This window comes from Brevibacterium sp. BRM-1, assembly GCF_026802075.1.
GTDB lineage: Bacteria > Actinomycetota > Actinomycetes > Actinomycetales > Brevibacteriaceae > Brevibacterium > Brevibacterium rongguiense.
Window position 1 is genome coordinate 531,429 of the sequence record NZ_CP113788.1, and the last position, 19,825, is coordinate 551,253.

The window sequence follows — 19,825 nt, forward strand, 5'->3', positions numbered from 1 at the left end:
GAAAGATCAGTTGTGGAAGTGCAGGGGCTTGCCGGCCAGCGCGAGGGCGGCTTCGCCGATCGCCTCGTTCTGGGTGGGGTGCGCGTGGATGAGCTGCGCGACCTCCTCGGGGAACGCCTCCCAGTTGACGATGAGCTGCGCCTCACCGGCCTGCTCGCTCAGGCGGCTGCCGATGCCGGTCACGCCCACGATCGGGCCGTCCTTCTGGCGGATCGTCTTGACGAAGCCCGTGGTGCGCAGGATCGCCGACTTCGCGTTGCCGCCCAGGGGGAACTCGACGGTCTCGATGCCGTCCTTGCCGTACTCCTCCTCGGCCTTCGCCTGGGACAGGCCCACGGAGAAGATCTCCGGCTCGCAGTAGGTGACGCGGGGGATGCCGGACTCGACCGGGGGCACGGGGCTCTTGCCCGCGATCTCCTCGGCGACGAAGATGCCCTGCGCGAACGCCCGGTGGGCCAGCTGCAGGCCCGGCACGATGTCGCCGACGGCCCAGATGCTGCCCACCCCGGTGTGCATGCGCTCGTCGGTGATGACGAAGCCGCGGTCGAGCGTGATGCCCTGCTCCTCGAAGCCCAGGCCCTTGGTCACGGGCCCGCGGCCCACAGCCACGAGCAGCACCTCGGCGTCGAGGACCTCGCCGTTGTCGAGCGTGACGTGGACACCGCTGTCGTCCTGCTCGACGGACTTGAACATGGTGCCGAGCTTGAAGCCGATCTTGCGCTTCTTGAACGCCTTCTCCAGCGCCTTCGAGATCGACTCGTCCTCGTTGGCCACGAGGTGCGGCAGGCCCTCGACGATCGTCACGTCGGCGCCGAAGTCGTTCCAGATGCTGGCGAACTCCACGCCGATCACGCCGCCGCCCAGCACGACCGCAGACTTCGGGACCGAGTCGTACTGGAGGGCCTGGGTGGAGGTCAGCACGCGATCGCGGACGTCGATGCCCAGCGTCTTCGTCTCCGAGCCCGTGGCGAGCACGATGTGCTTGCCCGTCAGGGTCACGGGGCCGTCGTCGGTGGCGACCTCGACGGTGTCCGTGCCGGTCAGCTTGCCCTCGCCGGAGATCGTGTCGATCCCGTTGACCTTGATGAGGCCGGCGAGGCCCTTGTAGTTGCGGTCCGTGATGCCCTGCTTGAACTCGAGCGCCTTGGGCATGTCGATGCCCTCGAACTGGGCGCTCACGCCGAACGCGCCGGCGTCCTTCGTCGCCTCGACGATCTCCGCGACGTGGAGGAGTGCCTTCGTCGGCACGCAGCCGCGGTGCAGGCAGGTCCCGCCCACCTTGTCGCGCTCGACCAGGGCGACCTTCATCCCGAGCTCCGCGGCCCGCAGGCCGGCAGCGTAGCCGCCGGGTCCGCCACCCAGGATGACGAGATCGTATGTGTTCTGTGAATCGCTCACGAATGACTCCTCGGGTCGGGATCGTCTGGTGTCCGCGGGGGCCGCGGTCTGGCACTCATCTTTCCACGGATGGCGGCCGATGTCGTGGCCGGTGCCCGCGCGCTGCCTGTGGTGCTCGCCTCAGCCGCGGGAGAGGGCCGCGGCGGTCTCGACGAGGGTGCGCACGGGCACACCGGTGCCGGCGGCCGGCGTGTAGCCCCAGCCGGAGTGCGAATTAAACGACGGCCCCGCGATGTCGACGTGGGCCCACTGCTGGCCGTCCGCGACGAACTCGCTGAGGAAGATCCCGGCAGCGAGCATCCCGCCGGCCCGCGGTCCGGCGTTCTTGAGGTCGGCCACGGTCGAGTCGAACCCGGCCCGGATCTCCTCCGGGAAGGGCATCGGCCACATCTGCTCACCGCTGAGCTCCGAGGCGAGCACGATCCGGTTGCGCGCCTCGGCGGTGCCCATGACACCGGACACCCGGTCGCCGAGGGCGACGATCTGCGCGCCGGTGAGCGTGGCGATGTCGACGATGAGGTCCGGCTTGTCCTCCTGGGCGGCGACGAGGGCGTCGGCGAGCACAAGGCGGCCCTCGGCGTCCGTGTTCGTCACCTCGACCGTCTTGCCGCCGTAGATCCGGATGACGTCGCTGGGCCGCTGGGCCCCGCCGCCGGGCATGTTCTCGGCCAGTGCCAACCAGGCGGTGACGCGCACCGGCAGGCCGAGCTCCGCGATGGCGAAGAGCGCCTGGGCGGCAGCCGCCGCCCCGCCCATGTCGGACTTCATCTCCTCCATGGAGGCGGCCGGCTTGAGCGAGAGGCCGCCGGAGTCGAAGGTGATTCCCTTGCCGACGAGGGCCAGGTGGGCCCGTGCGCGGCGGGGCGCGTACTCGAGCTTGACCAGGCGCGGGCCGCGCTCGGAGCCGCGGCCCACGCCCGTGAGCCCGCCGTAGCCCTGCGCGGCCAGCTGGCGGTCGTCGAGCACGGTGGCCTTGACCTTGAGGTCCTTGGCCCGCTGCGTGACGGCGGCGGCGAACGACTCCGGGTAGAGGTCGAGGGGCGGCTCGTTCACCCAGTCGCGGGCCCCCGCGGTGGCGGCGGCCATGACCGTGCCGCGCTCCACGCCGGGGGCGGCGGCCTTGGGGGCGAGGACCGTCAGGGCAGCGGGGCCCTTGTCGGCATCGCCGCCGCTGCGGTACTGGACGTAGCGGTAGGCGCCGAGCAGCGCGCCCACCGTCACCGCCTCGGCCTCCTCCGCGGTCCGCGCCGGCAGCGCGAGTGCGGCGCTCTCGCCCTTCGTCAGGGCGCGGGTGGCGGAGCCTGCGGCGCGGCGCAGGCGCTCGAGCCGGTCGGCGCCGAAGACGGTCGACTCAGCGGTGTCCGCGTCGTCGGCGCCGATGCCGGCGAGCACGACGGAGCCGGCGGCGAGGCCCGCGGGGGAGGGGATGCGCTGCGCGCTGCCGACCGCTGCGGCGGCGCCGACGGCGCGCGCGGCGGCGAGCAGGGCGGTGCCGGGCGCGCCGCCCGGGGCGCCGTCGGCCAAGGCCAGCTCATCGTGCGCGGAGGTCAGGCCGACGACGAGGACATCGGCCTTGGCCTTCGCGGGGGCGGTCGGGGCTGCGGTGGTTTTCGGCAGGGGCATGGGGTTCCTCTCGCAGGCGTCGTGCACGGTGATCGCGGATGCTCCGATCGTAGTACGCGCGCTGGGAGGCCGGCCGCTGGCTAGGATGGCGGCGTGTATCCGCTGCTGTACCGCCTGCTCATCTCCCGCACCGACGCCGAGGCCGCCCACCGCGTGAGCTTCGCCGCCCTGCGCGCGCTCGATGCGCTCGCACCTGCCCGGTGGGCCCTGCGCGCGCTCATGCGCTGCGCGGCCGGCGGCCCGAGCAGTGCGCGCCGCGCGGGCGGTGCCGGCAGTCCGGGGGGCGCGGAGCCCGCCGAGGTGCTGGGCCTGCCGTTTCCCAACCGCCTGGGACTCGCCGCCGGCTTCGACAAGGACGGGGCCGGCGTGCGCGCCATGGCGCTGCTGGGCTTCGGGCACATCGAGGTGGGCACGGTTACCGCGCACGGCCAGCCGGGCAACGAGCGCCCGCGCCTGTTCCGGCTGCCCGCCCACGCGGGGATCCTCAACCGGATGGGCTTCAACAACTCCGGGGCGCGGGCCGTGGCGCTCAACCTCCGCCGCGCGCGGGCGCAGCTCGACCGACTCCCTCACCACCGCCGCCCCGTGATCGGGGTGAACATCGGCAAGACCAAGGTCGTGCCGCTGGCCGGCGCGGTCGAGGACTACCGCACCTCGGCGCGGATCCTCGCCCCGCTCGCGGACTACCTCGTCATCAACGTCAGCTCGCCGAACACGCCGGGGCTGCGCGAGCTGCAGGCCGTCGAGGCGCTGCGCCCCATCATCGCCGCGGTCAAGGAGATCGCCGATCGCGCTCCGGCGCCGCGCTCGACCCTGGGTCGGGTGCCGCTGCTCATCAAGATCGCCCCGGACCTCGCCGACGACGATGTGGCCGCCATCGTCGACCTCGCGCTCGAGACGGGTGCGGACGGGCTCATCGCCACGAACACGCTCCTCGACCGCGGTGGGCTTGCCGGCCGGGACCGCGCGCTGGCCGACGCCGAGGCGGGGGGCATCTCCGGGCCGGCCGTCGCCGCGCGCTCGTTCGAGGTGCTCCGACTCATCCGCGAGCGGGCGGGCGACGCCCTCGTGCTCGTCTCCGCGGGCGGCGTGGCGAGCGCGGCCGACGCCCGCGGCCGCCTGGCGGCCGGCGCCCAGCTCGTGCAGGCCTACACGGCGCTCATCTACGGCGGGCCGTTCTGGGCCGCCGGCGTGCTGCGCGGCCTGCGCGGCGGTGCGCGCCTGCTGGCCCGGCACTGAGGCGCGGCCGGGCCGCTCGGCCGGTCAGCTCGGCCAGCGTGCGCCTAGGCGGGCTGGCTGCTCAGAGGTGTGCTACTCAGCCAGCGTGCGCCTCGGCGGGCTTGCCGCTCAGCCGCGTACTGCTCAGCTGGGGTACTGACCGCGCTTGACGACGGCCTTGGGCATCCGCAGCGGGCGCAACTGGATGGCGCGCATGATCGCGTAGAAGTTCAGGCCCCGCTCGATGCGGTCGCGGCCGAACTTGATCTTCATCCGGGACTTCAGCTGCCAGATGAGGAAGATCGAGTCGAGGATGATGAGCGCGAAGAGCGCGTAGACGATGAGCGTGGAGATCATCTTCATCTGCTCGGTGGACACGAAGCCCACGACGAGGACGATGATCGCGACGGGGATGAGCAGCTCGCCGATCGAGAAGCGGGCATCGACGAAGTCGCGCACGTAGCGCCGCTGGGGGCCCGCGTCGCGGGGCGTGAGGAAGCGCTCGTCGCCGTTCATCATGCCCAGGCGCGCCTCTTCGCGCTGCTTGCGGCCCTCCTCCTTCGCCCGGCGGTTGGCGAGCTTGCGGTCATCGGGCACGAGGGGCTGCTTGCGGGCGGCCTCCTGCGCGCTGCGCTTGGGAGTCGGGCGGCCCTTCCTGCCGTCGGCAGGGGCCGCGGGCGCGGGGTGCGCGCCCGCGCTCTCCGGGGCCGAGGTGGGCGCGGGCTCTGCGTTCTTCTTCCGTCCGATCACGCAGCCCATAGTATCGGAGTCATGGACACCGAATCCCAGCCCGCAGCGCCCACCGCGGCCGAGCTGCGCGCCCAGCTCTCCGAGCGCATGCCCGCAATCATCGCGCGGCTGCGCGAACTCGTCGCCATCGAGTCGATCGCGTGGCCGAGCATGGACCCGGCCAACGTCGAGGCCAGCGCCCGGCGCGTCGCCGAGCTGGCCGCCGACGCCGGCTTCGAGCAGGTGGAGGTGCTGCGCGGGAAGAACCCGGACGGCACGGACGGGTATCCGGCCGTGGTGGCCCGCCGCCCGGCCCCGGCGGGTCGCCCCACGGTCGTCCTCTACGCCCACCACGACGTCCAGCCCACCGGCAGCCCGGAGGACTGGGATTCCGAGCCCTTCGAGGCGGTCGTGCGCGGCGACCGGCTCTTCGGCCGCGGGGCGGCGGACGACAAGGCGGGCATCATGGTCCACCTGGCGGCGCTGGAGCTGCTCGGCGACCGGCTGGACTGCGGAGTGGTGCTCTTCGCCGAGGGCGAGGAGGAGGCGGGCTCGCCCAGCTTCTCCGACTTCATCCACCGCTACCGCGACCGCCTCGCCGGCGACGTCATCGTCGTGGCCGACTCGGGCAACTGGGCGCCTGGCGTGCCCGCGCTCACCTCGAGCCTGCGCGGCATGGCCGCCCTCGAGTTCACGGTGCGCACGCTCGACCACGCCGTCCACTCGGGCATGTACGGGGGAGTGGTGCCGGATGCCGCACTCGCGATGACGCGTCTGCTCGCCACCCTGCACGGCCCCGACGGCTCGGTGGCCGTCGCGGGATTGGGCGGTTCGCACGAGGTGGAGGTCGACTACGACGAGGCGCAGGTGCGCACTGATTCCGGGGTCCTCGACTCCACCGAGCTCATCGGCACGGGCCCGCTGTCGAGCCGGGTGTGGACGCAGCCGTCGATCACCGTCATCGGCCTCGACATCCCCGCCGTCGATTCGTCGTCGAACACGCTGCAGGCGGCGATGCGGGCCAAGGTCTCCGTGCGCGTCGCCCCGGGTGAGGACCCCGCGGCCGCACTCGAGGCCCTCCGCCGCCACCTGAGCGCCCACGTGCCGTTCGGGGCCACGCTGACCTTCGGCCCCAGCGAGGCGGGAAGCCCCTGGCGCGCCGACCCCTCCGACCCGGTCGTGGGCCTCGCCCGCGAGGCGCTGACCGACGGCTTCGGGGCGCCGTGCGAGCTCACCGGGCTGGGCGGTTCGATCCCCTTCATCGCGGACCTCCTCGAGGTCTTCCCGGGAGCCTCGATCCTCGTCACGGGGGTGGAGGATCCCGATTCGCGCGCCCACAGCGCCAACGAATCGCTCTACCTGCCCGACTTCGAGTCCGCGATCGTCTCCGAGGCGCTCCTGCTCGCCCGCCTCGGCGCGCAGCCCGCGGCAGCAGGCGGCCAGGAGCCGGGACGGCCACGGTGACCAGGACGGTCAGAGCGGCCGGGACGAGCGGTAGTCACGAGCGGGAGCGGCGAGCACGGGGGATGGGCTGGAATAGCGCGGGGCGCCCGGGCGTTGGGCGTGTAGTCTCAACGAGCACACACCCAATCGCGAAGGGGATCCGATGACTGTTGCCGAGGGAACCGCCGTCCACGAGGTCGAGCTCTCCGCGCCCGCGGCCGACAAGGTGCGCAGCCTCCTCGAACAGGAGGGCCGCACGGACCTGCGCCTGCGCGTCGCGGTCCAGCCCGGCGGCTGCTCGGGCCTCATCTACCAGCTCTACTTCGACGAGCGGATCCTCGACGGGGACGCCATCCGCGACTTCGACGGCGTCGAGGTCATCGTCGACAAGATGAGCGTGCCCTACCTGAGCGGCTCGACGATCGACTTCTCCGACACGATCGAGAAGCAGGGCTTCACGATCGACAACCCCAACGCGCAGGGCTCCTGCGCCTGCGGCGACTCGTTCCACTGAGCGCCGCCCGCCGTCCGCGGCGGGGAGGGCCACTGAGATGGACCTGGAAGACCTGCGCGCGGTCGGCACCGCGCTCGAGGCCGACCAGGTCCTCTCTGCGTATCGGGCCGGGCTCTTCCCCATGGGCATCGGCGAAGGCGGAACCGGCCCGATCGGCTGGTGGGCCCCGGAGCGGCGCGGTGTGCTGCGCCCCGGTGACCTCCACGTCTCCCACAGCCTGCGCGCGTCTGCGCGCAGGTTCACCGCCACCGTGGACACCGCCTTCGCCGAGGTGCTGAGCGCGTGCGCGGACCCGCAGCGCGAGGGCGCATGGATCACCCCGCGGATCGCCGAGGTCTACCGGGCGCTGCACGCGGCCGGCCACGCGCACTCGGTCGAGGTCTGGGCCGATGGCGAACTGGCCGGGGGCCTCTACGGCGTGGCCTTCGGGTCCGTCTTCGCGGGCGAGTCGATGTTCCACCGGCGCACCGACGCCTCGAAGGCCGCACTCGTCGAGCTCGTGCGGCGCCTCGACGCCGCCGCGCCGGGCCGGTGGCTCGTCGACGCGCAGTGGTGGACCCCGCACCTCGGCACGCTCGGCGTGTCGGAAATCAGCGGGCTCGAATACCTTGCGGCGCTAGAGGACGCGGGTCGCGACGACCACTGCCAGGCTTTTCCCACCAAGTGAGGAGCTGGGTGTGAATTTCTACGCCGTGTAGCGGTAGGCTGTATCCGTTAAGAGTCAGAGTTCGCGACCCGCGCCCGCGGTCGTCCGCCCACCGGGCGGGCAGCGCGCGCTGACGCGAAGAAGGTTTCGAAAGGCTGCACGTGGATTCTCCGAATCAGCCAGTTCGCAGGGGGAGGGGCACCTGGGCCAAGCGCCTGGGCGTCGCCGGGGCCCTTGCCAGCACGGTGCTGCTCGCCGGCTGCACCAAGGAGCAGTGGGAAGTCGGATTCCTGCCGGTCGACTCCAAGGGCGCCACCTCCCACACGGAGCACTACATCGCGCTGTGGAACGGCGGCTGGATCGCCGCACTCGCGGTCGGCGCGGTGACCTGGGGCCTCATGCTGTGGTGCCTGGTCGTCTACCGCCGCCGCAAGTCGGACCGCGGCCTGCCCGTGCAGCTGCAGTACAACATGCCGATCGAGATCCTCTACACCGCGCTGCCGATCGTCCTCATCATGGGCTTCTTCTTCCAGACGGTGCACTCCCTCGAGCACACGATCGACGACAAGACCCCCGGCCAGGAGCAGATCGAGGTCGTCGGCAAGCAGTGGTCGTGGGACTTCAACTACATGACGGAGAACGTCCACTACGCCGGCGTCCAGGCCAACCTCGACGGCACGGAGGCGCCGGGCCGCAACGCCCCGACGCTCTACCTGCCCGCGAACCGCGACATCGACCTGCAGCTGCGCTCGCGCGACGTCATCCACTCCTTCTGGGTTCCCGCCTTCCTCGAGAAGCGCGACATGACGCCGGGCCGCACCGAGCACATCCACTTCAGGCCCCTCAAGGAGGGCGAGTACGTGGGCAAGTGCGCGGAGCTGTGCGGCGAGTTCCACTCCGAGATGCTCTTCAACGTCAAGGTCGTGTCCTACGACGAGTACAAGAAGTACACCGCGGGACTCAAGGCAGAGGGCAATGAGGGCCGGCTCGGGCCGGAGTACGATCGCACCGACTGGTACCAGAACCCGCACGAGCAGAAAGGCGCTGGAGAATGACGGCGGTAGCCAACCGGCCGACCTCGACGACGACGGGCCAACAGGGACCCGTCCCGCGCAGCCTCGGCAAGGTGATCGTCAACTGGATCACCTCGACTGACCACAAGACCATCGGGTACATGTACCTGATCGCCTCCTTCGTGTTCTTCTGCATCGGCGGCGTCATGGCGCTGCTCATCCGCCTCGAGCTCTTCGAGCCCGGCATGCAGATCATCGAGACGAAAGAGCAGTACAACCAGCTCTTCACGATGCACGGCACGATCATGCTCCTCATGTTCGCCACGCCGCTCTTCTCGGGCTTCGCGAACGTCCTCATGCCGCTCCAGATCGGCGCGCCGGACGTCGCGTTCCCGCGGCTCAACGCGTTCGCGTTCTGGCTCTACCTCTTCGGCAGCCTCATCGCCTGCGCGGGCTTCCTCACCCCGCAGGGTGCGGCTTCATTCGGCTGGACGGCGTACGCGCCGCTGAGCAACACGACGTTCACCCCCGGGGTGGGCGGGCACCTGTGGGTCATGGGCCTCGGATTCCAGGGCTTCGGCACCATCCTGGGCTCGGTCAACTTCATCACGACGATCATCACGATGCGCGCCCCGGGCATGACGATGTTCCGCATGCCGATCTTCACGTGGAACACGCTCATCACCGGCATCCTCGTCCTCATGGCGTTCCCGCCGCTCGCTGCGGCGCTGCTGGCGCTGGGCGCGGACCGGATCTTCGGCGCCCACGTGTTCTCACCGGAGAACGGCGGGCCCATACTCTGGCAGCACCTCTTCTGGTTCTTCGGGCACCCAGAGGTGTACGTCATCGCGCTGCCGTTCTTCGGCATCGTCTCCGAGATCTTCCCGACGTTCAGCCGCAAGCCCATCTTCGGCTACCGGATGCTCGTCTTCGCGACGATCGCGATCGCGGCCCTGTCCGTGACCGTGTGGGCGCACCACATGTACGTCACCGGCGCGGTCATGCTCCCGTTCTTCGCCTTCATGACGATGCTCATCGGCGTGCCGACGGGCGTGAAGATCTACAACTGGATCTTCACGATGGTGAAGGGCTCCATCACGTTCGAGACGCCCATGCTGTGGTCGCTCGGCTTCCTCGTGAGCTTCGTCTTCGGCGGCCTGACGGGCGTCATCCTCGCGAGCCCGGTGCTCGACCAGCAGGTCTCGGACTCGTACTTCGTGGTGGCGCACTTCCACTACGTCATCTTCGGCACCGTGGTGTTCGCGATGTTCGCGGGCTTCTACTTCTGGTGGCCCAAGTGGACCGGCAAGATGCTCAACGAGCGCCTCGGCAAGATCCACTTCTGGCTGCTGTTCGTGGGCTTCCACGGCACGTTCCTCATCCAGCACTGGCTGGGCGCCATGGGCATGCCGCGCCGCTACGCGGACTACCTGCCGCAGGACGGCTTCACGTTCATGAACCAGATCTCGACGTACGGCTCGCTCATCCTGGGCCTGTCGATGATCCCGTTCTTCTTCAACGTGTGGATCACCGCCCGCCGGGCGCCCAAGGTCTCGGTCAACGATCCCTGGGGCTACGGCGGATCGCTCGAGTGGGCCACGTCGTGCCCGCCGCCGCGCCACAACTTCGACTCGCTGCCGCGCATCCGCTCGGAGCGCCCGGCGTTCGATGCCAATCACCCGGAGCTCCTCGAGCTCGCCGGGTACCCGGGCGACGCGTACTCCCCGGCGACCACCCAGGGGGCAGCCAAGTGAAGGTCTCAGCCATCATGTTCTCCAGCGGGATCTTCTTCTTCATCCCGGTTGGGATCGTCTACGGCATCCTCACCGACTTCAAGGAGCTCGTCGGCTTCCCCGCGATCCTCCTCGCCGGACTCATGTCGATCATGATCGGCGGGTACCTGTTCCTGCACTCGCGCAGCATCGGGCGCATCGCGGCCGACTCGGACGACGGTGAGATCGCCGACGAGGCCTACGAATACGGGTTCTACAGCCCGTGGAGCTGGTGGCCGCTCGTCATCGGCGTGGGGGCCGGCATCTGCTTCTTCGGGATGGCCGTGGGCTTCTGGATCGTCCCGTTCGGCGCGGTCATCGCGCTCGTCGGGCTCGTGGGCCTGGTCTTCGAGTACGACCGGGGCAACTTCGCCCACTGACGGGCTTGCTTGAGGGCTAGCCGCAGGGCCGCCGGACGCACAGCGTCCGGCGGCCCTGCGTTTGTGTCGGGCGCCGGTTGCCGTGGCCCGGCCTGCGTGAATCACCTGGAATCGGGTTTCGCCTGGGCATAGCATCGGCACATGCACACGTCGCTCGAACGCCACCGTACCCGCAGCCTGGTGCTGCGGGCGCCGCGTCCAGACGATGCGGCGGCCGTGTTCGCCATCGCCGCCGATCCGCGCGTGTGGACCCATTTTCCCTCCGGAAGGCCCCTGGAGGTCAGGGGGAGTCCGCGGCCGGGATCGACCGCTGGCGTGAGGGCTGTGCCGCCGACGGGCTGGGTGCGTGGCTCGTCAGCACGGCTGGGGAGCCCGACCGGATCATCGGATACCCGGGCTGCTGGGGCCGTGCCGCTGGGCGCCTGTGGAACCTCGGGTATCGATTCGCCCCCAGTGCGCAGGGTCGCGGCTTCGCCACAGAGGCGGCTGCGGAAGCGGTCGCGCAGGCGCAGAGGCTCGACGCGGCTCGTCCCGTCGTCGCGCTCGTGCTCGAGCACAACACCGGCTCGCGAGCCGTAGCCGAGCGCTGCGGCCTCAGCGTCCGCTTTCGCGGCCCCTGTCGACGACGGGTGAATACTGACCCCGTGGCGACGGGTGAATTCTGACCCCCTCCAGCATCCTTGGAGGGTGATTTCAGTGGAAGATTGGGCGGAGATCCGCCGTTTGCACAGGGCCGAGCGGGTGCCGATCAAGCAGATCGCGCGGGAGCTGGGGATCTCGAAGAATACGGTGAAGTCGGCGTTGGCGTCGAACGAGCCGCCGTCGTATCGGCGTGCGCCGAAGGGGTCGCTGGTCGACGCTGTTGAGCCGGAGGTGCGGAAATTGTTGCGGGTGGATGCGAAGATGCCCGCGACGGTGATCGCGGAGCGGATCGGATGGTCGCACTCGCTGACGATCCTCAAGGACCGGATCCGGGTGATCCGGCCGGAGTATGCCGGGGTGGATCCCGCGGACCGTCTGGTGCATGAGCCGGGGCAGGCTGCGCAGATGGATCTGTGGTTCCCGGAGCCGCGGATCCCGGTCGGGTTCGGGCAGGCGGCGATGCTGCCGGTGCTGGTGATGACGCTGACGTTCTCGAGGTTCTTGTCCGCGGTGATGCTCCCCTCGCGTCAGGCCGGGGATCTGCTGGCGGGCATGTGGCAGTTGATCTCGCAAGTCGGTGCGGTGTCGAAGACGCTGGTCTGGGATCGTGAGGCAGCGATCGGAGGGAAGGGGAAGGTGACGCAGGCGGCGGCCGCGTTCGCGGGGACCCTCGCGACCAGGGTCGTGCTCGCACCGCCGCGGGATCCGGAGTTCAAGGGCATGACGGAGCGCAACAACCAGTATCTGGAGACGTCGTTCCTGCCTGGCCGGGCGTTCACGTCCCCGGCCGATTTCAACGCGCAGCTGGGTGACTGGCTGCCCCGCGCGAACGCCCGGACGGTCCGTTCCCTCGGCGGGCGGCCCATCGATGTCCTGGACCGTGATGTTGCGGCGATGACGGCTCTGCCGCCGCACCCGCCGGCCACGGGCCTGGTGAGCCGGGTCCGCCTCGGCCGCGACTACTACGTCCGTGTCGATTCGAACGACTACTCCGTTGACCCGCGGGTGATCGGCCGGCTCGTCGATGTCACCGCGACTCTGACCCGTGTGATCGTCGTCTGCGACGGGAACACAGTCGCTGACCACGACCGGTGCTGGGCGGCCGGGGCGGTGGTCACCGACCCTGCCCACGTCGAGACCGCCCGAGGGCTCAGATCGTTGTTCTCGGCGGCGAAACGCGATCGAGAACGCGCAGACCGGGGCAGGCCCGCGCAGCGGGTGATGTTCCGGGACACCGCCGACTACGACGACCTGTTCGGGGTCCGGTTCGACCCGGCGACCGGGGAGGTGGCTTGATGGGCGTCACGACCGAGACCGCCGCGACACTCGGGTATCTCGCCCGGGCGTTGAAAGCTCCCACGATCGGTCGCGTCTGGGAGCCCCTCGCCGAGACCGCACGAGAGGAAGGCTGGTCCCACGAGGAGTATCTGACCGCGGTCCTGCAACGCCAGGTCGCAGACCGAGAAGCCAACGGCACCAGCCTGCGGATCGCGGGCGCGCACTTCCCCGCCGTCAAGACACTCGCGGACTTCAACGTCGATCATCAGCCCTCGCTGCGTCGCGATGTCCTCGCGCACCTGGCGACGACGACCTGGATCCCGAAAGCAGAGAACGTGATCCTGCTCGGACCACCCGGAGTCGGCAAGACCCACCTCGGCATCGCCCTCGGGATCAGAGCCTGCCACGCCGGCTACCCCGTCGCGTTCGACACCGCCACCGGATGGGCATCACGCCTCCAGACCGCGCACCGCGAGGGGCGCCTCGAACACGAACTCAAACGGCTCCGCCGCTACCGGCTGCTGATCATCGACGAGGTCGGCTACCTGCCCTTCGACGCCGATACCGCGAACCTGTTCTTCCAGCTCATCGCAGCCCGCTACGAGCAAGGCTCAATCCTCGTGACCAGCAACATGCCCTTTGGCCGGTGGGGCGAGATCTTCGCCGACGACATCGTCGCATCCGCGATGATCGATCGCCTCGTCCACCACGCCGAGGTCCTCACCCTCGCCGGCGACTCCTACCGCACCCGAGCCCGACGCGAGCTCCTCAAAACCCCGCCCGCGCCGGGCGGCGACCAGTAACAACGAACCCGAGGGGGTCAATTTTCATGCGTCGATAAGGGGTCAAAATTCAGCCGACGTTGACAGCCCCGACGTCGGCAATCCCGACGCAGCCGCGGTTCGCCTTGTCCTCGCCGATCGCCCGCTGGCCGATGAGGAGATCGCGGCAGCACTCGGGTAGGCGCGGGCCGCACACGATGTGGGGTGCCCCGGTGGGGAGTGCCGCGAGGGAGCGCTTCGCCGAGGGGCCGCCGCGGTGGGCGCCGGTCGTGGAGCCGGTCGCGCCTCCTCCATCGCGACGGCGTCGGGCGCCCGCGGCGGGGTCTCAACGTAGTGGGCCGGTCTTTCGGCGGGTCTCGGCCAGCCCCGAGCGGTGTGCGGGCACGTCCGTACGCACTGGGACGGTGTGCGCGCGCTCTAACGGTGCGCGCACGATCTGACGGTGAGCGCACGGTCACGATGTATGGGGGCCTGGCACCGCATGGTCGGTCTGACAGGCGTGTGGGGCCTGTCGGTGCGTGCACAGGCCCCGACACTGCGCGCGCGGCCTGTGTGTGGGGCCAGACGGTGCGTGGGGGGCCTGACAGTGGATGGGGAGGCCGGACCAGGCGTGTGGGGCCTGTCGGTGCGTGCACAGGGCCCGACGGCGCGTGCGGGTCCCGACCGCGCGTGGGACGGCACGGAAACGCTCGACGGCGAGACGCCGCCCCGTCCGTCGACTGGGGCAGAGACGCCCGCAGCTGGGCACTCGGGCCGTTTGCCCTCGGTGGGTGCATCGTGGCGCGTCGGAGCGCTCCCAGTCGTGTGCTCGCCTCCGAACCCTCCGCGGGGGTGCCTCACCGGTGGACACGCGTCCAACGCGAGCTGGTGCAGGATCCGTCGAAGCGTATGCGGGGGAGGGGGCGGCAACCTCTGCCTGGCTCTGCGGACAACTCTGGGCGGTCTTCACGACGGATGACCTCACGTAGCCGAAGGGCTGGGCAGGACGCGCCAGAAGGCGCGGGGCGACTCCGTGACGCGTGCCGATAGCTCTGACCACTGCCGGGAACGGCCAACCGGGATGAAGGCTTTACCACGAGAGTGGAGGACGGCCCGGCTCGATCCGGTATGGCGTGGGACCAGGCACCGATCCTTCGATAGCCGTGCTGCCCAGCGAATGATGCCGGGAGCGGCAAGCCGCTCGGGGAGCCTGCGCGGAGGCCGGCAGGGCGCGGCGGGGCGAAGTGTGAGCCGGGTGGGGGCCACTTGAGCGTAGTCCCGAAAGACGGCGCGCGCGGCCTTCCCGGGGCAGCCGAACACGTGAGCAGAGGGCCGCTCCTTCCAGACGAGCCAGGGCGCACGCACCGAGTCGCTGAGGAGCGCTCCGGTTCCGATTGCAGCCGGGAGCGACCTGGTTCCGATTGTTGCCGAGGGCGCCCTGCGAGTCGGGAGCCGCGTGGGGGCTTCCAGCACCGTCCGGGTACGCAGGTGCCCCGCGACTGTCCGAAAGCCCGAGGCCGCGCCGGGCCATGAGCGACCCGGGCGTGGGCGCCACACGCGTGCACAGCGAGGCCTGGTGAGCTGCCACGGTGTTTCCGAACGGTCAGGATGTGTGCGCGGCAGCGGGTGTGAGGCCCAGCGCAGCGAGTCAACCCGCTGGCGAGATCGCTGCGCGGACCCTGCGATGGGCGGGCCGACGGTCGTGCGCGCGGCCCACCGCGTACCGGTGAATCGGACGGCGAACTCGAGAGGCACCGGTGGGCGTATACGGCTTCGGGCACACGGGTGCGCGTTGGCCGCCACGCGCCGAGGCGTCCTCCAGAGTGCGCAGGCGGTTGCACGCGCGCCCGTCGACCGCCGCGCACCGAGGCGTCCTCCAGGGTGCGCATGCGGCATGAGCAGAGGCCTGGGCATGGACGCGACTCGACGAGCTATCACGGGCCGACCACTCCGCACGAACAGCACGGAATCAGTCCGGCTCGCCGGTCGGGCATGGACGAGCGCCGCCTCCCAGCGGGAGACGGCGCTCGTGTGCGCTCAGGCGTACGCGGTTCAGTGGCCCTTCGGCAGCTCGCCGTGGCCGGCGCCTGCCAGCTCGGCGTCGTGGCCGCCCTCGACCTCGCCGTGGTGATCGTGGTGGGCGGCATCGAGCTCGTCCTTCGTGACGGGCTCGACCCGGTTCTCGAAGAAGAACTGCGCGAACTTCGCGCGGACGCGCTCGCTGCGCGGCACCACGCCCTTCGCATTGGCCCGTGCGGGAACCGGCGCGGGCGACTCGAAGGCCGTGAGCTTCCAGCGCGCGTGCGGGTCGACGGGAATGTGGCGCTCCTGGTACTCGCCGTGGGGCAGGCGGATGATCTGGCCGGACTCGATGCCGTGCAGGACGAGTTCGCGGTCCTTGCGCTGGAGGCCCAGGCACACCCGGCGGGTGACGATGTAGCCGAGGATCGGCCCCAGGAAGAACAGCGTGCGCAGCACGTAGGTCACATCGTTGAGCGACATGTGGAAGAACACCGCGATGAGGTCGCCGGAGGCGGCGGCCCACATGACGAGGTACCACACGGTCGCCGCGACACCCACGGCCGTGCGCGTCGGGTTGTTGCGCGGGCGCTCGAGGATGTTGTGGTCGCGGTGGTCGCCCGTCAGCCACGCCTCGAAGAACGGCCAGGCGATCATGGCGCCGAACAGGACGGCGGCCACGAGCAGCGCGGAGAAGATGTTGAAGCTGATGGGGTAGCCCGCGATGTAGAACTCGAGCCAGCCCGGCATGAGGCGCAGGAAGCCGTCCATCCAGCCGATGTACCAGTCGGGCTGCGTGCCCGCGGAGACCGGCGAGGGATCGTAGGGCCCGTAGTTCCAGATCGGGTTGATCGTGAACAGGCCCGCGATGAGGCACAGGAGGCTGAAGATCATGAAGAGGAACCCGCCGCCCTTGGCCGCGAAGGTGGGCAGCACGGGCTCGCCCACGACGTTCTTCTCCGTGTGGCCGGCGCCGGGCCACTGGGTGTGCTTGTGGATGACGACGAACATGAGGTGGACGCCGATGAGCGCGATGAGCACCGCAGGCACGAGCATGATGTGCATCGTGTAGAGCCGCGAGACGATGTCCGTGCCGGGGAACTCGCCGCCGAACAGGAAGAACGACACGTAGGTGCCCACCAGCGGGATCGACTTGAGCAGCCCGTCGATGATCCGCAGGCCGTTGCCGGAGAGCAGGTCATCGGGCAGGGAGTAGCCCGTGAAGCCGGCCGCCATGCCCATCGCGATGAGCGCGACGCCGACGATCCAGTTGAGCTCGCGCGGCTTGCGGTACGCACCGGTGAAGAAGATGCGCAGCGCGTGGAGGCTCAGCGCCGCCATGAACAGCAGGGCCGCCCAGTGGTGTAGCTGGCGCAGGAACAGTCCGCCGCGGATCTCGAACGAGATGTTCAGCGTCGAGGCGTAGGCCTCGGACATCTCCACACCGCGCAGCGGGGCGAAGCTGCCCTCGTAGTGCATCTCACCCATCGCCGGCTTGAACCACAGGGTGAGGAAGGTGCCGGAGAGCAGCAGGACGATGAAGCTGTAGAGGGCGACCTCGCCGAGCATGAACGACCAGTGGGCCGGGAAGATCTTGCGCCCGAACTCCTTGACCGCGGCGGACGCCCCGGTGCGGGACTCGACGAAGCGCGCGGCGCCGGTGAGGAACTTCGAATCGGTGACGGTATTGCTCATCAGGCGTCAGTGCTCCTTGTGTGGATCTCCCAGAACGTCGGGCCCACGGGCTCGTGGAAGTCGCTCTGCGCGACGAGGTAGCCCTCGGAGTCGACGGCGATGGGCAGCTGCGGCAGCGGGCGCTTGGCCGGACCGAAGATCACCTTGCAGTGGTTCGTGACGTCGAACGTCGACTGGTGGCAGGGGCACAGCAGGTGGTGCGTCTGGTGCTCGTAGAGCGCGACGGGGCAACCGACGTGCGTGCAGATCTTCGAGTACGCCACGACGCCGTCGATCGACCAGTTCTCGCGCCCGGGCTCGATGTTGAGCTCCTCGGGCCGGATCCGCATGAGGAGCACCGCGGCCTTGGCCTTCTCGTTGAGCGGGTCCTCGGACTCGCGCAGCTTCTCCGGGATGACGTGGAACGCGGAGCCGATCGTGACATCGGCGAGCTTGATGGGCCGGTCCTCCTCGGGCACCCCGCCCGGGTCCTGGCACAGGCGCACGCCCTGCTTCCACAGCGTGCGGAACAGCGCATCGCCGGGCAGCGGGCCCAGGTCGCGCAGGACGAGCACGGCGGGCAGCGGCGCGATCGCGACGGCGGCGATGAGGAGGTTGCGCAGGAGCGGGCGGCGGGCGATGCCCGACTCCTCCTTGGCCTGGTTGAGGATCTCGAGCGCAATCGCCTGGTCCTCGGCCGAGCCCGCGATGCTGTGGCGGTCCTCGGTCACCTCGGCGTCGGTGATGAGCGTCTTGGCCCACAGGATGATGCCGATTCCCACCGAGCCCAGCGCGATGGCCGCCCCGATGCCGAGCATGGCGTTCTGCAGGCGCAGGCGGCCCAGCGAGCCGTCGGGCGCGAAGAGGAAGTAGGACACGATGAACCAGATCGTGCCGATCATCGAGAGGATGAACCAGGCGGCGACCTGGCGCTCTGCGACTTTCGCGGCGGCGGGCTCGACGTCCGTGATGCGCGGCTTGTGCTCCGGCAGACCCGGATCGGTGAAGCCGTTCACGGTGTCGAGCGTGCCGCCCGCTGCGCCGTCGTGGTCTTTCGAGGTCATTCGGTTCCTCGTCTAATACTCGTTGCGGATGAGAATTCTGCTGCGGTCACTTGGACCGGGCCGTGAGCCACACCGTGATGCCGATGACGGCCGCGAGGCCGAAGAACCAGATGAACAGGCCCTCCGCCACCGGGCCGAGCGCGCCGAGCTTGAAGCCGCCGGGGGAGGGCTCCTCCGAGGCGTTGCGGACATAGGCGATGACATCGCGCTTCTGCTCGGGCGTCAGGTTGGCATCGTTGAAGATCGGCATGTTCTGCGGGCCGGTCTGCATGGCCTCGTAGAGGTGCTTCTCCGAGACGTTCTGCAGGTTCGGGGCGTACTTGCCGCGGGTCAGCGCACCGCCGGCGCCGACGACGTTGTGGCACATTGCGCAGTTGGTGCGGAACAGGCCGCCGCCCTTGGCGGGATCGCCCTTGGACGCGTCGAGGTAGTCGCCCTCCGGTACCGAGGGGCCGGGGCCCATGGAGGCCACGTAGGCGGCGAGCTGGTCGATCTGGTCCTGGTTGAACTGCTGCTTCTTGACCTGGCCCTGGGGTCCGCTCATCTGCAGCGGCATGCGCCCGGTGCCCACCTGGAAGTCCACCGAGGAGGCGCCGACGCCCACGAGGCTCGGGCCGTTCTCCGTGCCCTGCCCGCTCATGCCGTGGCACGTGGCGCAGTTGGCGACGAAGAGCTTCTGGCCCTGCGCGACGTCATCGCTGGAGTACTCCTGCGCCTTGGCGCTGCTGTTCGAGGTGAACAGCGCGTAGGCGCCGCCCGTGAGCAGTAGGCCCACGAGCAGGAGGACGACGAGCGCCATCGGGTGGCGGCGCCGGGCTGAGAGTAGCTTCACTGGTAATCCTTTTCCAATCTCAGATGCAGGTGCGCAGGCTCACTTGAGCAGGTAGATGACTGAGAACAGCCCCACCCACACCACGTCGACGAAGTGCCAGTAGTAGGACACGCAGATCGCGAACGTCGCCTCGCGGTGGCCGAAGCGCTTCGCGCCGTAGGCACGGCCGATGACGAGGAGGAACGCGATGAGGCCGCCGATCACGTGAAGGCCGTGGAAGCCGGTCGTGAGGTAGAAGACGGAGCCGTACGCGTTCGAGTTCAGCGCGATGCCCTCGGAGACGAGGTTCGCGTACTCGTAGACCTGCCCGGCGACGAAGATCGCGCCCAGGACGAACGAGAGGAAATACCACTCGACCATGCCCCATTTGCCGATGGCGAACAGGCCGCCGGTGCGCCGGGGGGCGAAGCGCTCGGCCTTGAACACGCCCAGCTGGCAGGTCACGGAGGACAGCACGAGGATCGTGGTGTTGACGAGCGCGTAGGGCACGTCGAGCACCTTGGTCTCCTCGGCCCACAGCTCGGGGACGACCGACCGGATCGTGAAGTACATGGCGAAGAGCGCCGCGAAGAACATCAGCTCGGAGGCGAGCCACACGATGAAGCCGACCGTCGTGGTATTCGGCCGGTTGATCACCGGATGTACGGGCGCTGTCTGGGATGCAGTGGCAGTGGACACGGAGTCATTATTACTCAGTCAGCAGGAAGATTTCATCTTTTGCTCAGCTTGCGCGGCCACTTTTTCTACAGCGTGTAGGCGTTTGCCGCGCCAGGGCTGGTCGGGGCCCGCAGAACTTTTCCTCCGCGCCCGGCGGCGTGT

17 protein-coding genes are annotated in these 19,825 nt (G+C 69.7%); 10 read left to right on the forward strand and 7 right to left on the reverse strand.

Features of this window, described 5'->3' with window-relative positions; genetic code table 11:
* Nucleotides 1-6: 6 nt before the first annotated feature.
* Nucleotides 7-1,398: a dihydrolipoyl dehydrogenase gene (gene lpdA / locus BRM1_RS02330; RefSeq protein ID WP_160954317.1), complete on the reverse strand. Its 1,392-nt coding sequence runs from the start codon at nucleotides 1,396-1,398 to the stop codon at nucleotides 7-9.
* 120 nt (nucleotides 1,399-1,518) lie between these two features.
* On the reverse strand, nucleotides 1,519-3,021 hold the full coding sequence (locus BRM1_RS02335) for a leucyl aminopeptidase (protein WP_268527806.1): 1,503 nt from the start codon (nucleotides 3,019-3,021) through the stop codon (nucleotides 1,519-1,521).
* Between the two features lie 93 nt (nucleotides 3,022-3,114).
* Here BRM1_RS02335 and BRM1_RS02340 point away from each other — a divergent pair, with 93 nt between their 5' ends.
* Nucleotides 3,115-4,260, forward strand: a complete 1,146-nt coding sequence (locus BRM1_RS02340) for a quinone-dependent dihydroorotate dehydrogenase (protein WP_268527807.1) — start codon at nucleotides 3,115-3,117, stop codon at nucleotides 4,258-4,260.
* Nucleotides 4,261-4,383: 123 nt separating this feature from the next.
* Here the strand turns inward: BRM1_RS02340 and BRM1_RS02345 are convergent, their stop codons facing one another.
* Nucleotides 4,384-4,989 carry a DUF3043 domain-containing protein gene (locus BRM1_RS02345; RefSeq protein ID WP_268527809.1) on the reverse strand — a complete coding sequence of 202 codons (606 nt, stop codon included), beginning with the start codon at nucleotides 4,987-4,989 and terminating at the stop codon, nucleotides 4,384-4,386.
* Nucleotides 4,990-5,010: 21 nt separating this feature from the next.
* Between BRM1_RS02345 and BRM1_RS02350 the strand changes: the two genes are divergently transcribed.
* The 9 genes from BRM1_RS02350 to istB all read left to right on the forward strand — a co-directional run bounded on the left by BRM1_RS02350 (nucleotide 5,011) and on the right by istB (nucleotide 13,459).
* On the forward strand, nucleotides 5,011-6,432 hold the full coding sequence (locus tag BRM1_RS02350) for a dipeptidase (protein WP_268527811.1): 1,422 nt from the start codon (nucleotides 5,011-5,013) through the stop codon (nucleotides 6,430-6,432).
* A 142-nt stretch (nucleotides 6,433-6,574) separates the two neighbouring features.
* Entirely contained in the window at nucleotides 6,575-6,925 is a 351-nt protein-coding gene (locus BRM1_RS02355; RefSeq protein WP_160953656.1) for a HesB/IscA family protein, read from the forward strand.
* A 37-nt stretch (nucleotides 6,926-6,962) separates the two neighbouring features.
* Nucleotides 6,963-7,592, forward strand: coding sequence for a leucyl/phenylalanyl-tRNA--protein transferase (gene aat, locus BRM1_RS02360; RefSeq protein ID WP_268527813.1), 630 nt, complete (start codon nucleotides 6,963-6,965; stop codon nucleotides 7,590-7,592).
* Nucleotides 7,593-7,732: 140 nt separating this feature from the next.
* Nucleotides 7,733-8,626, forward strand: coding sequence for an aa3-type cytochrome oxidase subunit II (gene ctaC, locus BRM1_RS02365; protein ID WP_268527815.1), 894 nt, complete (start codon nucleotides 7,733-7,735; stop codon nucleotides 8,624-8,626).
* On the forward strand, nucleotides 8,623-10,338 hold the full coding sequence (gene ctaD, locus BRM1_RS02370; RefSeq protein ID WP_160953659.1) for an aa3-type cytochrome oxidase subunit I: 1,716 nt from the start codon (nucleotides 8,623-8,625) through the stop codon (nucleotides 10,336-10,338). Before ctaC ends, ctaD begins: the two co-directional genes overlap by 4 nt.
* Nucleotides 10,335-10,736 (forward strand): cytochrome c oxidase subunit 4, encoded by a 402-nt coding sequence (locus BRM1_RS02375; RefSeq protein ID WP_268527817.1) that lies wholly within the window; start codon nucleotides 10,335-10,337, stop codon nucleotides 10,734-10,736. The genes ctaD and BRM1_RS02375 overlap by 4 nt, the downstream gene beginning before the upstream one ends.
* 245 nt (nucleotides 10,737-10,981) lie before the next feature.
* On the forward strand, nucleotides 10,982-11,401 hold the full coding sequence (locus BRM1_RS14045) for a GNAT family N-acetyltransferase (protein ID WP_442864336.1): 420 nt from the start codon (nucleotides 10,982-10,984) through the stop codon (nucleotides 11,399-11,401).
* A 22-nt stretch (nucleotides 11,402-11,423) separates the two neighbouring features.
* Nucleotides 11,424-12,674, forward strand: a complete 1,251-nt coding sequence (gene istA / locus BRM1_RS02380) for an IS21 family transposase (protein ID WP_326956769.1) — start codon at nucleotides 11,424-11,426, stop codon at nucleotides 12,672-12,674.
* Complete coding sequence (gene istB, locus BRM1_RS02385; protein WP_268525472.1) at nucleotides 12,674-13,459, forward strand: IS21-like element helper ATPase IstB; 786 nt, start codon at nucleotides 12,674-12,676, stop codon at nucleotides 13,457-13,459. The genes istA and istB overlap by 1 nt, the downstream gene beginning before the upstream one ends.
* 2,010 nt (nucleotides 13,460-15,469) lie before the next feature.
* Here the strand turns inward: istB and qcrB are convergent.
* From qcrB to ctaE, 4 genes are read right to left on the reverse strand one after another with little or no spacing between them, the layout of a single operon-like run.
* On the reverse strand, nucleotides 15,470-17,131 hold the full coding sequence (qcrB, locus tag BRM1_RS02390; RefSeq protein ID WP_268527818.1) for a cytochrome bc1 complex cytochrome b subunit: 1,662 nt from the start codon (nucleotides 17,129-17,131) through the stop codon (nucleotides 15,470-15,472).
* Entirely contained in the window at nucleotides 17,131-18,174 is a 1,044-nt protein-coding gene (gene qcrA / locus BRM1_RS02395) for a cytochrome bc1 complex Rieske iron-sulfur subunit (RefSeq protein WP_160953662.1), read from the reverse strand. The genes qcrB and qcrA overlap by 1 nt, the downstream gene beginning before the upstream one ends.
* A 46-nt stretch (nucleotides 18,175-18,220) precedes the next feature.
* On the reverse strand, nucleotides 18,221-19,006 hold the full coding sequence (qcrC, locus tag BRM1_RS02400; protein ID WP_160953663.1) for a cytochrome bc1 complex diheme cytochrome c subunit: 786 nt from the start codon (nucleotides 19,004-19,006) through the stop codon (nucleotides 18,221-18,223).
* Between the two features lie 39 nt (nucleotides 19,007-19,045).
* Complete coding sequence (ctaE, locus tag BRM1_RS02405; protein WP_268527820.1) at nucleotides 19,046-19,684, reverse strand: aa3-type cytochrome oxidase subunit III; 639 nt, start codon at nucleotides 19,682-19,684, stop codon at nucleotides 19,046-19,048.
* Nucleotides 19,685-19,825 lie beyond the last annotated feature (141 nt).